The organism is Methylotuvimicrobium sp. KM1 (assembly GCF_044788715.1).
Classification (GTDB): domain Bacteria; phylum Pseudomonadota; class Gammaproteobacteria; order Methylococcales; family Methylomonadaceae; genus Methylotuvimicrobium.
This window is the reverse complement of sequence record NZ_CP173170.1, coordinates 3092296-3107543: the sequence shown is the minus strand read 5'-3', so window position 1 is coordinate 3107543 and position 15248 is coordinate 3092296. Positions and strand designations below refer to the sequence as shown.

The following is a 15248-nucleotide window of genomic DNA, read 5'->3' as shown; positions in this document are numbered from 1 at the left end:
ATAGGCAATTCGCCAGTGCATTTCAATAGCTATCGATAATAACTGCGATATAGCCTAATCGAGGTAATTATTCAAATTCCCCTATAGCTCCCACGCAGCGCACTCATCGTTATACATATACTTTAGGGTAAAGAACGACTTTGGAGAATAGCGATGAACAGTTGGGTCTATGATGAAGTCAAAACAGCAGACTTAGGTGATAGCCGGTTAAACCATCGACTAGGGATAATACTGGAACAATTGGGTGTACATCCGCAATTGAGCATTCCATCGGCGTGTGGAGGATGGGCGGAAACCCTGGCGGCCTACCGTTTTTTCGATAACGAAAAGACCGACTTCGAATCGATTTTGGCCCCTCACCGGGATGCCACTATTGAACGCATGAAAGCCAGTCCGGTGGTACTGTTGGCACAAGATACCACAGAGGATGATGAACATATTTGCTTAGGCCCTAAGGGGCTTGGCACGTTGAAAAACACGAAAAAGATAGAACGGTGTTTACATCCGACTATTGCTTTTACGCCCTCACGAATCTGCTTAGGGGTCGTCAAAGCGGCTTACTGGAAACGGGATAACCCCAGCCCACGGAGCGAGAGACGGCATAAAGGCGTGGATGAAAAAGAAAGCGGACATTGGATAGCGAGTTACCAAGATAGCTGTGCGCTCCAAGCTCAAATGCCCGACACCTTATTGGTCAATCTCGCTGATCGGGAAGGAGATATTTATGAGTGGTTTGCTGAATACGATGATTATGCTGCTGATGTGCGATCCGACTGGATCGTACGCGCAACACAAAACCGCCGCTTGCAACCGAACGAGAGTGGGACAAAATTACTGAGGGATGAATTGGAGCGGTCACCGGCTTTAGGTCGTTTGAAAATCGAGGTCAAGCCACGAATCGGACGCGCCGGACGAATGGCCGACGTCACCGTACGGGCCGCGTCTGTAAAACTTAAGCCGCCGGCACGGGTGGGCTACCGGTTACCTGAAGTGACGATCCATGCGGTGTTGGCGCGTGAAGAAAATCCGCCTATCGGAGTAGCAGCACTCGAATGGTTACTCCTGACGAGCTTGCCGGTCGATGGTTTTGAACAAGCGGCAACCGTTATCGAGTGGTATGGTGTTCGCTGGTGCATTGAAATCTACTTCCATGTGTTAAAAAGTGGCTGTCAGATCAAACAATTGCATTTAGAAACCGAAGAACGCTTACTACCTTGTCTGGCGCTCTATATGATCATTGCCTGGCGAGTTCTGTTTACTTTGATGTTGGGTCGAGCTTGCCCTGACATGGCGTGTGACATCCTTTTTGATGAGCAGGAATGGCGTACCGCCTATATTGTTGTCAAACGGAGCTCGCCACCGTCAAAACCACCGACATTAGGTGAAATGGTGGCTTGGGTAGCCAGTCTAGGCGGTTATCTCGGGCGTAAGCACGATGGGCCTCCTGGACCTAAAGTCATGTGGATCGGCTTACAACGTTTACATGACTTTGCCATCGCACTGGAAGCTCAGGAGGCTCTCTCAAAGAGATGTGTATAACGATGAGCGCAGAGCGTGGGAACGATGATCTACAACTAAAAATAATCAAACCATGACCCAAATCTTAATCTGCACCGTCGGCGGCAGTCATCAGCCGATCGTAACCGCTATCAACGACCTGCGCCCCGACTTCGTTTTGTTTGTCTGCACCGACAAAGACCCCGCGACCGGGCGGCCCGGTTCCGTCGTACAAATTACCGGTAGCGGCAATTGCATCAAAGCCGAGCCCAAGGACGACAAACCCAGCCTGCCCAATATCCCGGCGCAAACCGGATTGACGCCGGAACAATACGAGGTGTGTTTGACTTTGTCCGACGACCTCGACCGAATCTACGCCGATTGCAATCAAGCCCTGGATGAGTTAGTGCAACGTTTTCCGAATGCGGAGATCATGGCCGATTACACCGGCGGCACCAAATCGATGAGCGCCGGATTGGTCATGGCGGCGATGGAACGGCAAGATATTCAATTGCAACTGGTGACCGGCAGCCGAGCCGATTTGATCAAGGTAAATGACGGCTCGCAATACGCGGCCTTGGCTAATATCGAACAAATCCGTTTCGAACGGCAAATCGCGCCCTATCGCCAGGCTTGGAAACGATTCGCCTACAGCGAAGCGGAGGCCGGGCTAAAGGACATCAAGGCACCGGGACATGCGCTGTTACGCAGTCGCTTCACGCGTTTTCGCGACTTGAGCCGCGCCTTTGCCGAATGGGACAACTTCAACCATCAAACGGCGCTCGATCTGCTGCAAAACTACGCGCCCGGATTGCCGAACGAACTTAGAGCTTATCTGCCGATTGCCATGCGCTTGCGCGATCAACGCCCGGAAAAACGCGAGCCGGCGCAACTGTTCGACTTGTATCTCAATGCCCGGCGCCGCGCCGCGCAAGGCCGCTACGACGATGCCGTTGCGCGGGTTTATCGCCTGATCGAATGGACCGCGCAATGGCTGTTGAAATTGCACTGCGGCATCGATACGGCCAACATAGCGAAAGCCGAAATTTCCGCCGGTTTGGAGCTAACGCCTAATAGAGAAGGAATCTACCAAGCAGGTCTGTTTCAGGCTTGGCAGTTGGTTAAAGTTAAAACCCAAGGTGCGGCTGCCGAATTTATCCAAGCTGAAGAAAAAAATCTGCTCAATCAAATCAAAAGCCGCAATCAATCGATCTTGGCGCACGGCTTTGAACCCGTTCAACAGTCGCATTGGCTTGCAACTGGCGGAAACGTGCTTCCTGCCGATGCTATTGGCAGAAAGACGTCGAGTCGGGATAAAAGACATGCCACCGCAACTGCCGCAAAGTTATGACTTGTAGATTGAATAATTGAAGGCTTGATTAGAGAATTCTCCCTGTGGGAGCGATCCCCAGATCGCGATAATCGAGGTCGAGGGAGTCGAGTGACTTATTGATGGTATCGAAATCAATGCGCCAAGGTTTAGATCAAAGTCGGTGGCTGCTGAGTATCGGTGGCCTCGACATCGCGACGAAGGCGTCGCTCCCACAATAAAAGCTGAGCCGATAGTGGCGATTCGGGGGGTAACATTGAAAGCACAAAAAAACGCAAAACCGCACAGTAAAGACCTGCGGAAAGGCCGCTTTTCCGCGCCCAATCAAATTTATTCGGTTACCATCAATATTGAAAATAGCATTCCGGTTTTCAAAGATTTTAACGCGGCAAGAGGGCTTATTAATATCATGAGGAATGAGCAAGCTTTGGGACGGGCTAATACCCTCGCATTCGTGGTCATGCCCGATCATTTACACTGGTTGTTGCAATTGACCGGTCAAATGAGTCTTTCGAAGGTATTGCAAAGTGTAAAAGGCTTATCGGCCAAAAAAGTCGGCCGACCCATTTGGCAGGAAGGTTATCACGATCGAGCGGTGCGAAAAGAAGAGGACTTGCAAGCCATAGCCAGATATATCGTAGCCAATCCGTTACGCGCCGGATTGGTCAAGAAGATCGGCGAATACCCGCATTGGGATGCGATTTGGCTATAGCGAGAATAAAGTTTACATTCAAGCGCGAAAAAGAGAGTTCTAATGCTGTGGGAGCGACCCCCAGACGCGATCGTCGAAGTCGTAATGCTAAACAAACGAACAACGGAATCGAAGTCAAAATGTCCAAGCTCCGGAAAAAGGCGGCGAAACATTGCAGGCTTCGAATACGACAAAGACAGCTTAACGGCATCGACTCCGAAATCGCGACGAAGGCGTCGCTCCCACAGCGGGACTTGGAACACCCGCAGCACCCTGTGGGAGCGATCCCCAGATCGCGATCGTCGAAGTCGTAATGCTAAACAAACGAACAACGGAATCGAAGTCAAAATGTCCAAGCTCCGGAAAAAGGCGGCGAAACATTGCAGGCTTCGAATACGGCAAAGACTGCTTAACGGCATCGACTCTCCCTCGCCTAGCGTTAGGTGAGGGACGACGAAGGCGTCGCTCCCACAGCGGGGCTTGGAACACCCGCAGCACCCTGTGGGAGTGATCCTCAGATCGCGATCGTCGAGGCCGTAATGCTAAACAAACGAACAACGGAATCGAAGTCAAAATGTCCAAGCTCCGGAAAAAGGCGGCGAAACATTGCAGGCTTCGAATACGGCAAAGACTGCTTAACGGCATCGACTCTCCCTCGCCTAGCGTTAGGTGAGGGACGACGAAGGCGTCGCTCCCACAGCGGGACTTGGAACACCCGCAGCACCCTGTGGGAGCGATCCCCAGATCGCGATCGTCGAAGTCGTAATGCTAAACAAACGAACAACGGAATCGAAGTCAAAATGTCCAAGCTCCGGAAAAAGGCGGCGAAACATTGCAGGCTTCGAATACGACAAAGACAGCTTAACGGCATCGACTCTCCCTCACCTAGCGTTAGGTGAGGGACGACGAAGGCGTCGCTCCCACTGCGGGCTGCTTGGAACATCCACAGCACCCTGTGGGAGCGATCCTCAGATCGCGATCGTCGAGGCCCGGAAGCCTTGGATAACCAACAGACAATATCGACGCCCAAAGTCTAAGTTTGCATAAAAACTCCGGTTATCAAAACAAACCGGAGTTCGGCAGCCCCTTTTGAAATAGCAAAAATAAGCAGCGCATAAGAAAACACCATGAACATCGACACCCATCTGATCCTAATATCGGCGCAAGCCGTGCCCAACATCACGCCGATACTCGATGAACAATACCGTCCGAAGAAAGTCGTCATGCTAGTCAGCGCCGATATGCGGCAACGCGCCGATTGGTTGGAATCGGTAATCCGGAGCAGAGTCAGTCATATCAACCGTTGGTCGATCGACAACGCCTGGGATATCGAACACATCCGCGATCAAGTGATCGAATTGCTCGATGTTTACCCGGAAAACATCGCGCTCAACGCCACCGGCGGCACCAAGCCGATGAGCATCGCCGCCTACGAAGTGTTTCGCACGTTCGACAAACCGATATTCTACGTACATCCGGAACACGACCGGATAATCTGGATGCATCCGGCGGACCAACCTGGCGGCGATCTGGCCGACCGTCTCAAACTACCGGAATTTCTAAAAGCCTTCGGTGCCGAAGTGACCGCCCAAGGCGATAAGTACGGCGTGCCGCAACGTTACCGAGAATTGACGCAAACTCTGATCCTAAACGCGGAAACTTACACCGAACCGTTGCGGGTGCTCAATGCCTATGCGGCAAAAGCCAAATCCGCACTGACCGCCGCACTGGAGCCGAAGCATCGACACTACCGTCAATTCGAAAAGCTGATCGAGCTATTCCAAGAACTTAGATTACTCGAATTAAAAGGCGACCGGCTAACCTTTTCCAGCGAGGACGCACGCTTTTACATCAATGGCGGCTGGCTGGAGCAACACGTTTGGGGTGTCTGCCTGAATCTGAAAAAATCTCTAGTATTGCAAGACGTCGGCCGAAGCATTGAGGTCGAACGCAACCACCGGAACCCGCCAATCAGAAATGAAATGGATATTGCGCTGCTCAAGGACAACCGGCTATACATCATAGAATGCAAAACCCATCACGACAAAAGCCCGGCCAACAACAAAAATACCCAGGCATTGTACAAACTCGATAGTCTCAAGGATCTATTGGGAGGGTTACAAGCCCGCGCAATGCTGGTAAGCTACAACTCGCCGAACAAATACGATCTACAAAGAGCGCACGATCTCGGCATATCCATCTGCGCGCATCGAAATTTGGCGCAATTATCACAACGGTTGACGGAATGGATTAGATGAAAGCAATTAACTTTTCAAAAACCGAAAACCCCGGTAACCCCCTTTTCAACCCATTGATAATAAAAGGAGAAAAACGACGAGCTATTTGAATACCAGACCTTATTAAGAAGGGATTAAGACAAGGTTAAACGTTCTACATATAGGCAATGCAATCATATTTGAATACCAGACCTTATTAAGAAGGGATTAAGACTAACTTCGCATTGCCATAGTGTTGTTGCCAGGTCTATTTGAATACCAGACCTTATTAAGAAGGGATTAAGACGCGTTTTCATGGGTAATGTAACCATAGTCATATTTGAATACCAGACCTTATTAAGAAGGGATTAAGACAAACGGATTAGCTCTATTTGCCTCCCTCAATCATTTGAATACCAGACCTTATTAAGAAGGGATTAAGACGCGGTCCGCGCTGAATCGAGCGGCACGGCACAATTTGAATACCAGACCTTATTAAGAAGGGATTAAGACGGCAATGCCGGTTACATTGTCCGACTTGCCGATTTGAATACCAGACCTTATTAAGAAGGGATTAAGACCAAATAATTCTTTATACTTGGCTTCCTTTGCTACATTTGAATACCAGACCTTATTAAGAAGGGATTAAGACTCATAATCTAAATTAGGGTTATTCTCATATTCTTATTTGAATACCAGACCTTATTAAGAAGGGATTAAGACTCATGAAATCGTTTACCGCGGCATTTTTTTGTGTATTTGAATACCAGACCTTATTAAGAAGGGATTAAGACTGAATGGTTGTTTCACTTTCATACATATATGCATTTGAATACCAGACCTTATTAAGAAGGGATTAAGACTGCTTAATTGGCTCATTTTATTAACTCCCCTTGATTTGAATACCAGACCTTATTAAGAAGGGATTAAGACAAGGGTTTCTTTTTGAGCTAAGATATTCATTTTATTTGAATACCAGACCTTATTAAGAAGGGATTAAGATGTCTCGTCGATCATGAACATCTCATACGCACTTATTAGGCTACCCACTTAAGCCGGGATGGTTTAAGCTTTGTTCGCTGAGCGGAGTCGAAGCGAACAAAGCGATTGGCTTCGACTCCGCTCAGCCAGCAGCCCGATTGATCCGTTTAACGAAAAGTCAATTTGTCCCGTTTAAAATGGGAGACCCACTAATTGTTAAGTATTCAGTCCCCCGGCAATTAGCATTCCCACGCTCTGCGCTTATCGTTATACATAAGTACCGTCATACCCGCCGGGAAGCGGGTATCCAGTGCCAAGGATGGCAAGCCATATACATCCATGTAGTCTGGATTCCGGCAATCCCTGCCGGAATGACGTGGCATACGTAAAGATGTGTATAACGATGAGCGCTCTGCGTCAATGCCATTAAGTTAAGCCGCCACAAAATAAATAATGCTGTCATTCAGGCTCGAATGTGCTTCAAAAGCTTGCCATCCATGGCACTGGATTCCGCCAATCCATGGCGGAATGACGGGTTTCCCTTAACTTAATGGCAGTGGCGCTCTGCGTGGGATTGCATCCCGCAACGCTCCTGCGTTGCGAATCCGGTTTAACGGAATAGGGACAGCGTTGAATTTTCATTGGAACCTCAGCCGCAAGATTTAAGTCTTACAAGTGCCCTTAACGAAAAATGAGGATCACAACAATGAAAATAAAAACAGGAAGAATCCAAAACACTGTATCGATAGCATTGGCCGCAGCATTGATTGGCATGGTTCCATTGAGCGCGGAAGCGAGAATGAATGCTGAAACGGAAAATCAACCTCAATTCATTTACCAATCCAAATCGATCAATCACAATATATTCAGTTACTTGAGCAAACAAGCCGGCACAATATCTCTGAAACCGACCCTGATCTATGTCAATAGAGCCTATGGGCAAGCCATACACAGTTATGCGCATGTGGGTGAAGAAACCGAGATTCCGTTGAGTATCGAATATGTGAATAAAGCGTACAATCCGGCTATCTATAGTTATGAGGCTGCCGAATTGAAGCCGGAAGTCAATGTGCCGCCTACTGTGGTCGTCGATTGATTTTATTCTGTTGCTTTACCTTCTTTTAACCCTGCGCTCCGTATCGTTGACGAAACGGCGGAGCGTAAGTGGCTCCCCTGTTTATGTAATTATCTATACCCCTTGAACATTTTCCTAGGAATGCGACCATCCTGGCCGTATTCAGTGCGGGCAGGACGCCCGCGCTCCCAGGCTTATTGTTCTAAAATCTTTGAGGGGGGTTACTTATTTATGGTTTCCGTGCTTTGTGCGATAAGCGCATCAAGACGTGCTGCGGCGCGTGGGGCCGTGGTCCGCTAGAATCGGACTCGCAACGCTGGAGCGTTGCGGGCTGCATTCCAACGCAGAGCATTGGAACGATAATCGAGAAACGAATTCGGCATGGGAACTCATTTCGATCCTGCAAATCCTTTCATCTTTCACCATTCAAAGCGTCGAAAAAGACAACGATCGTTTGGCGGCAAGGGCTTTCCCTCACCTAGCGTTAGGTGAGGGACGACGAAGGCGTCGCTCCCACAAAGAGTCTAAGCTTTTCGACTATTGGTAAATTTATAATAACGCGTTCCATACCAAGGCGTTTTAGTGCCGGAACTCGCTTCACCCCTTGCAAATCTATTCACTATTCACCACTCACCCCCAACCCGGCAAGCTTGCCAACCCCTTTCGATCCGCAATTAACCGTTATGCTGTTTAACCATGACAAAACGGCAACTTTATCTCGCGGCTTACGACATTTCCTGCAACAAGCGTTTGCGTAAGGCTTTGTATGTGCTGCGCGCTTATGCTTCGGGCGGACAGAAATCGGTGTTCGAATGTTTTTTGACGCCGGCGGAAAAGCGCGCGCTGTTGGATGAAGTCGCCGGGGTTATCGATCCTGTGGAAGACCGGTTTATTTTGCTGAAGTTGGTTGGGCCGAAGTCGATTCGTACGCTCGGCAAGGCGGTGTTGCCTCAGGACGGTTCGTTTTTTTATGTGGGGTGAACGATGAGCAGTTTATATTTGGATAGAAAGGAATTGGCGGTCAAGCTCGACGGTCAGGCTTTGGCGCTTTATGAGTCCGGTCAAAAGAAAGGGACGGTTCCGTTGCATCTTTTGGATCGCGTTATTGTGAGAGGCAATATTCAATTGGAAAGCCGGGTGTTGGGCGCGTTGACGCAGCGCAACATCGGTTTTCTGGTGTTGTCTGGGCGATCCACCGAAGCGACCGCGATGCTTTCGGGTAAGCCGCATGGCGATGCGCTTAGAAGGTTAGGGCAGTACCGGATGAGTTTGAGCGATGAGACACGGCGTCCGCTGGCGAAGTGGTTGGTTTTGGCTAAGTTGCGAGGGCAGCAGCGTTTGTTGCAGGATGCTTTGGCCGCGCGTCCCGATTTAAGAAAGCCTTTGACGGGCGCGCTGAATACCTTGCAAGGCATCGGCGGCACGTTACGCGGCGATGCGTTTGGCGCTTCATTGTCGGAACTGCGAGGTTATGAGGGTAGTGCGGCGGCGGCTTGTTTTGGCGCTTACCGGCATTTGTTCGCCGACTCGCTCAATTTTGCCGGGCGCAAGAAGCGTCCGCCGCCGGACCCTGTCAATGCCTGTTTGTCGTTGGGCTATACGCTGCTGCATTACGATGCGGTCAGGGCTTGTCATTGGACCGGTTTGGATCCGATGCTGGGTTTTTATCACGATGTGAGTTTCGGCCGGGATTCTTTGGCCTGCGATTTGATGGAGCCGTTGCGGCCTTTAATGGATAAATGGGTTTGGCATTTGTTTCGCGAACGGCGTTTGCGAGCCGAACATTTTAGCGATGATAAGGGCCGGTGTTTGCTTAATAAGGAGGGCCGACAGCGTTTTTACGGTTTTTACGAAAGCCAAGTCGGCAGCGCACGGCGTTTGCTGCGCCGTTACGGTTATGCCTTGGCCGATAGGTTGCGGTCGGAAGCGGAGAGTTAATAATGCGGCCCTTATATATCGAAGGTAAGCCCGGTTGCCGTGTGGTTTTGGATGAGCCTGCGCTTTGGATTTCGGTACCGGACAAGGCCGACCGCTTATTTCCGTTAGCCCGAATTTCGCGGGTGGTGTGTTCCGGTTCGGTCGATTGGACGATGGGCGCATTGTTGGCTTGCGCCGATGCCGGTATCGTCGTTCTGATCTTGTCGAAAACCGGCGAGGTCAGGGCGCGTTGGTTGGGCGTCAGCCGCGATAGGCAATTGTTTGCGCAGCGTTTGCTTGATTTATTGTCAAGGCCGGATGGAATGCAAGGTTATGAAACGTGGCGGGCGGCCATGCAAAAAATGGCGGCTCGCAGTTTTGCCCGGCGCGCAAGATTGCATGATTGGCGGGAGATACCGGTTGCGGATTTGCTAAGCGGTTTGCGCTTGAATTTATTGAACGATTGGCCGAATGTAGTGTATCGGGTCGAGTCGTTGCTGTATGGCGAAATGACATTGTTGTTGCTGGAGCAGGGATTGGATCTACAGGATGAAAGCGTTCAAGCCAATCGCTTGGATTTAGCCGCCGATTTCAGCCGCTTGTTGCTGTGGGATTTTTATTTGCCGCTGTTGGATTTAAAATCTCGTCGGTTCGAAGCTCCAGGCGAACGCGAGATTGCACAGTTGTATCAGCACCGTTCCGACCGGGTCGGCATATTGTTTCGGGGCACGGTCAATAAGTTGCATCGGTTTTTGATGGGAGCTTCGTAATGGCGGATAGTCTAGCGGGTTTGTATTTGATTGCTTATGATATTGCCGATCCTAAGCGGTTGTCGAAAACCCATCGGGTGTTGAAAAAGCAGGGCCTGCCGGTGCAGTATTCGGTGTTTATCGTCGTGATGAAGCGGCCTCGTTTGTTGCGCTTGTTGCAGGCTCTTGGGCATTTGATCGATGAACGGGAGGATGATATTCGTTGTTATCGTTTGCCGGAAAACGGCGAAATCAAAACCTTGGGCATGCAGTTGTTTCCGGAAGATGTGTTGTTGTTTACCGGCGGCGTGAATAGGATTTTGAGTTGATACGGTAGAAGTTTATCCTTCTCGAGCCGAAATCTGATTAGCCTGGTATGCTTGTTCTTTAGCGACTGTGGCCTCGATGCCTTTATTTGTTACCCATCATTTTCGGCTCCGAAATCGCGACGAAGGCGTCGCTCCCACAGCATCCAGATCTTCGGCGGTCGAGACTCTCACTGTGGGAGCGATCCCCAGATCGCGATTGTCGAGGCCGATAATGCCAAAAAACGAACCATGTAATCGAAGTCGCATCGCCCAAGCTCCGAAAAAAACAGTGAAACATTGCAGGCTTCGAAAAAAACAAAGACAGCTTAACGGCATCGACTCCGAAATCGCGACGAAGGCGTCGCTCCCACAGTATTAACGCTTAATGCTATTTATCGCCCGATTACTGTTTTTACTCGGATAGCCGTCTGCGCTTGTGTATAACGACAGGTCCGCTATACTTTCGAGTTTTTGGAAATTAGTCATTATGTCCCAATACCCTGAGAAAACCTGTTCTATCGATCGTTTGATTCGTCATCCGAAGCTCATCGAGGCCGCCAAGTCCGGTGTAAAAACTCAACAACGCCGAGACGGCGTTTATGCTTGGCCGGGCGAGGTGTTTGAGTTGGACGGCACGGCCTTCGTCGTAACCGATTTGCAACGCGAGCGTTTAGGCGATATGACCGACGAGCACGCCAAGGCGGAAGGTTATCCGAATTTGGAAAGCTATCGCGCGTTGATTCTATCGATGCATCCGGGCATGACCTGGGAGCCGGAACACTTGGTTTGGGTGCATAGCTTCAAGATTAAGCAGGACGATTAATCCGCGATGCAGTGGTTCGTGTATATGATTCTGTGTAGCGACGAATCGCTGTATACCGGCATTACCAAGGATATTGACCGGCGTTTCCGGGAGCATTCGGAAGGCCGGCTAGGCGCGAAATATTTTCGCGGGCGGCAAGCCTCGCGTCTGGTTTATTTGGAAGGCGGGCACGATCGCAGTTCCGCAACGAAGCGCGAGATTGCCATCAAACGATTGAACCGCGCGCATAAGCTGCTTTTGTTGCGTTCGGATGTTAATCAGTTAACCCATTAATGCAGCAGCAATTCCCAATTTGAGGATAAAACAGGCATACCCCGCACCCTGAATACGGCGAAATTTTTCAAACTGGGAATTGCTGTTAACGTAGGATTCGATTCTATTGTTACGGCTTTTTTACGGTATAATTTACGACATTTTTTAACTCAAGGTATTTAAAGGCGATATGTCCGATATTAATAAAGTGGTTTTGGCTTATTCCGGCGGTTTGGATACGTCGGTCATTTTGAAATGGTTGCAAGATGTGTATTCTTGCGAAGTGGTCACATTTACCGCCGATATCGGCCAGGGCGAAGAGGTCGAGCCGGCGCGAGCAAAAGCTCAGGCCATGGGCATCAAGGAAATTTATATCGACGATCTGCGCGAAGAGTTCGCGCGCGATTTCGTGTTTCCGATGTTCCGCGCCAATACGATTTACGAAGGCGAATATTTGCTGGGTACGTCGATTGCCCGCCCGTTGATTGCGAAACGTTTGATCGAAATCGCTAATGAAACCGGCGCCGAGGCGATTTCTCACGGTGCGACCGGCAAAGGCAACGATCAGGTTCGTTTCGAGTTGGGCGCTTATGCGTTGCGTCCCGATATTCATATTATTGCGCCGTGGCGCGAGTGGGATTTGACCTCGCGCGAAAAATTGCTCAGCTATGCCGAGCAGCACGGTATTCCGGTCGAAATGAAACGCGGCAAGGCTTCGCCTTATTCGATGGATGCTAATTTACTGCATATTTCTTATGAAGGCGGTATTCTCGAAGATCCTTGGGCGGAACCCGAGGAGTCGATGTGGCGTTGGTCGGTTTCGCCGGAAGCGGCGCCCGATGAGCCGACTTATATCGAATTGACTTACCAAGGCGGCGATATCGTCGCGATCGACGGCGTGCCTCATTCGCCTGCCGAAGTGTTGGAGAAATTGAATAAAGTCGCAGGCGCCAATGGCGTCGGTCGGCTCGATATCGTCGAGAATCGTTATGTCGGTATGAAATCGCGCGGTTGTTATGAAACGCCAGCCGGTACGATCATGCTCAAAGCGCATCGAGCAATCGAGTCTTTGACGCTCGATAGAGAAGTCGCGCATTTGAAGGATGAGTTGATGCCGCGTTACGCCAGTTTGATTTATAACGGTTATTGGTGGAGTCCTGAGCGGAAAATGTTGCAGGAAATGATCGATGCATCGCAGGTCAATGTTAACGGTACCGTTAGAATCAAGCTCTATAAAGGCAATGTCATTGTGGCCGGCCGCTCTTCCGATACCGATAGTTTGTTTGACGAGTCGATTGCGACTTTCGAGGACGACGCCGGAGCCTATAATCAAAAGGATGCCGAAGGCTTTATTAAATTGAATGCATTGAGAATGCGAATTGCAGCAAAAAAAGGCCGCTAAACCGATAAGGGATCGTCTTGCCGATTGGCTGGCTGGCGATCCCGATAAAAAGAAGGACAATTTCATTTAAACTTGTATAATTGCCAGGTTAATTTTTTATCTCGAACCGCTGAGTGTTAGGCATTATTGCGCGGTTATCGGATGAAAGCGATTTATGCGGGTCAATTTTGTCAATAATAAAAAATTTCGGTGGGGAAGCTGTCAGCTAAGGAATTTCCGTATCGAGAGGAAGAAATAATGAGCGAAAAGCTAAATTCGAACTCTGGTAATGGACGGGACAGTGGTTTGATGGTTGTGGAAAGAATTCCGTCGCATCAGAGTCTGGTGAAGGTGAACCGGGTTTTGATCTATGCGGTGTTTTTTTTAACAGCTATGGTGTTTCTGATGGGTTTTTTTCTTATGCCTTCTCATGACACTATCAACCATTTAAAGGCCGTTCAAATGGAGCAGGCTTTTAAAACTAAGAATCCTGCCATGTCTGCTGAAATCGATACTCTCAAGGCGCAGCTGATCGGCTTGATTAGCGGTTCGATAGAAAGTAAATTGACAACGCTCGAGCAAAGCGTGAAATTAGGTAGCGTCAATTATTCTTTGGGTACGATTGCGGATCTTAAGAACGATGTCAAGATGCTGCGCTCTTATTCCGATGCGGCTAAACCCAATCCTTCTGAAGCTAATAACGAACAATTGTTGGCTGAAATGTCGCAATTAAAGAATCTGATCTATTTGACTCTCGGCTCCTGCGGGCTGATGCTCGCGGCAATTGCAGGCGTTTGGTTTAGAACGCGCAGAAGGTTGGTTCACCAAAATGAACGTCGCGGTTTTTTAGGTAAGCATTAATCCTAATGTATCATCGTTCCTACGCTCTGCATCCCCAGTGATCGATAAAACAAGCAATAGCTAACCCCCAAAAAAAGCGCAACTTTTCTGGTTTCCACGGTCCTCCATGGGAACGAGCGGCATACTCTCTCCCTGGTTCTCACGGTCCTCCGTCAATGCCATTAAGTTAAGTCGTTCGTGGTGAGCCTGTCGAACCATGGACGGCTTAACTTATCGACTCGGACTTCTCCATTCATCCTTCGACAAGGCTCTCCTGAGCGTAGCCGAAGGGCACAGGACGAACGGAAAAGTGCTTAACTTAATGGCAGTGACGGTCCTCCGTGGGAACCCATACCTTGGCTGCCGAGGCAAGATTGGTATGCATTCCCACGCTGAAGCGATGGGAACGAGGGCAATGTGTCGAATCCAATGTATAAAAAAAGCCGCTAACGGATAACCTTTAGCGGCTTTTTTTAAGCAAATCGGTCAAACGTTTAAGTTTGACCGACGATTGTTATTATTTATTTGCTCAGGTATTCGTATACAGAATCGATTGCTTCTTCTTCGCTCATGCCTGATTTTTTGACAGGGCCCAATTTCATGATTTGATCGACTGCTTTCGGCATGCCGCCTTTGCCTTCTTTCAATACAGTGCCGAATTTTGCACGGTCCAAGGCTCCGCTTTTGATCAGCTCACGTAATTGCGGATTTGATGAAATATCGTGGCAAGCACCGCAGCCGCGACCGAATGCGCGATCATAGATTTTTTTGCCGACTTTTACGTCACTGGCTGCGAATGCTTGACTGGTTAAAGCCAGAGCTGCGAAACCTGCTGCTGCGATTAAGGATTTTTTCATTGTTGACCTCTCTTGGTGATTAAAAAAGAACCATAACCCGGTTACGGTTCGATTAAAAGTTAAAGCCGCAAAGAATAGGGGATTTAACGTAAAAATTCAAATACAATTTGTTTGTTTTATTAGGATTATTTCCTGAAATGCTTCGCTTGAGTTCCGGGTAAGTGCGGTTGCGTTTCTGTAACTATTCGGTGTATTTAAAGTATGTATTTGTAGATTGTTGTTTTATAAAGACGTATGTATGCGCATAGCTAGACAACGAAATTAAACTCGATCGCCGATAATGGAGTGAGTACGGGTAATCGTAAATCATAGGTTTGAGCCTCGTAAAAAG

General features: G+C 49.1%; 14 protein-coding genes and 1 CRISPR repeat array. Of the genes, 13 read left to right on the top strand and 1 reads right to left on the bottom strand.

From position 1 onward, the window contains the following. The first annotated feature begins 147 nt into the window (after positions 1-147). The 13 genes from ACINK7_RS13360 (at position 148) to ACINK7_RS13300 (ending at position 14081) form a co-directional block, all read left to right on the top strand. The gene (locus ACINK7_RS13360) at positions 148-1539 is read left to right on the top strand and encodes an IS4 family transposase (RefSeq protein ID WP_404361454.1); all 1392 of its coding nucleotides are present in this window, start codon (positions 148-150) and stop codon (positions 1537-1539) included. Between the two features lie 52 nt (positions 1540-1591). Further along, the gene (locus tag ACINK7_RS13355) at positions 1592-2848 is read left to right on the top strand and encodes a TIGR02710 family CRISPR-associated CARF protein (protein WP_404355847.1); all 1257 of its coding nucleotides are present in this window, start codon (positions 1592-1594) and stop codon (positions 2846-2848) included. A gap of 235 nt (positions 2849-3083) precedes the next feature. Continuing rightward, the gene (locus ACINK7_RS13350) at positions 3084-3539 is read left to right on the top strand and encodes an REP-associated tyrosine transposase (RefSeq protein WP_404355845.1); all 456 of its coding nucleotides are present in this window, start codon (positions 3084-3086) and stop codon (positions 3537-3539) included. 1106 nt (positions 3540-4645) lie between these two features. Next, positions 4646-5776, top strand: a complete 1131-nt coding sequence (locus ACINK7_RS13345) for a Card1-like endonuclease domain-containing protein (RefSeq protein ID WP_404355843.1) — start codon at positions 4646-4648, stop codon at positions 5774-5776. A gap of 83 nt (positions 5777-5859) precedes the next feature. Continuing rightward, positions 5860-6737: direct repeats of the CRISPR family, unit length 37 nt; unit sequence ATTTGAATACCAGACCTTATTAAGAAGGGATTAAGAC. Positions 6738-7421: 684 nt separating this feature from the next. After that, positions 7422-7811, top strand: a complete 390-nt coding sequence (locus tag ACINK7_RS13340; RefSeq protein WP_404355841.1) for a hypothetical protein — start codon at positions 7422-7424, stop codon at positions 7809-7811. Positions 7812-8486: 675 nt separating this feature from the next. Continuing rightward, positions 8487-8771, top strand: a complete 285-nt coding sequence (gene cas2, locus ACINK7_RS13335) for a CRISPR-associated endonuclease Cas2 (protein WP_017839245.1) — start codon at positions 8487-8489, stop codon at positions 8769-8771. A gap of 3 nt (positions 8772-8774) precedes the next feature. After that, positions 8775-9728, top strand: coding sequence for a CRISPR-associated endonuclease Cas1 (gene cas1 / locus ACINK7_RS13330; RefSeq protein WP_404355838.1), 954 nt, complete (start codon positions 8775-8777; stop codon positions 9726-9728). Between the two features lie 2 nt (positions 9729-9730). After that, entirely contained in the window at positions 9731-10477 is a 747-nt protein-coding gene (locus tag ACINK7_RS13325) for a CRISPR-associated endonuclease Cas1 (protein ID WP_404355837.1), read from the top strand. Further along, positions 10477-10785 carry a CRISPR-associated endonuclease Cas2 gene (cas2, locus tag ACINK7_RS13320; protein ID WP_404355836.1) on the top strand — a complete coding sequence of 103 codons (309 nt, stop codon included), beginning with the start codon at positions 10477-10479 and terminating at the stop codon, positions 10783-10785. Before ACINK7_RS13325 ends, cas2 (ACINK7_RS13320) begins: the two co-directional genes overlap by 1 nt. A gap of 466 nt (positions 10786-11251) precedes the next feature. Then, positions 11252-11587: an ASCH domain-containing protein gene (locus ACINK7_RS13315; protein WP_404355834.1), complete on the top strand. Its 336-nt coding sequence runs from the start codon at positions 11252-11254 to the stop codon at positions 11585-11587. Between the two features lie 6 nt (positions 11588-11593). Beyond that, a complete protein-coding gene (locus tag ACINK7_RS13310) occupies positions 11594-11860 on the top strand; it encodes a GIY-YIG nuclease family protein (protein WP_404355832.1) in 267 nt (88 codons plus the stop codon). A gap of 169 nt (positions 11861-12029) precedes the next feature. Next, the gene (locus tag ACINK7_RS13305; protein ID WP_014149087.1) at positions 12030-13241 is read left to right on the top strand and encodes an argininosuccinate synthase; all 1212 of its coding nucleotides are present in this window, start codon (positions 12030-12032) and stop codon (positions 13239-13241) included. Between the two features lie 237 nt (positions 13242-13478). Next, entirely contained in the window at positions 13479-14081 is a 603-nt protein-coding gene (locus ACINK7_RS13300) for a hypothetical protein (RefSeq protein WP_404355830.1), read from the top strand. 500 nt (positions 14082-14581) lie between these two features. Here the strand turns inward: ACINK7_RS13300 and ACINK7_RS13295 are convergent, their stop codons facing one another. After that, entirely contained in the window at positions 14582-14917 is a 336-nt protein-coding gene (locus ACINK7_RS13295) for a c-type cytochrome (RefSeq protein WP_404355828.1), read from the bottom strand. Positions 14918-15248: the final 331 nt, after the last annotated feature.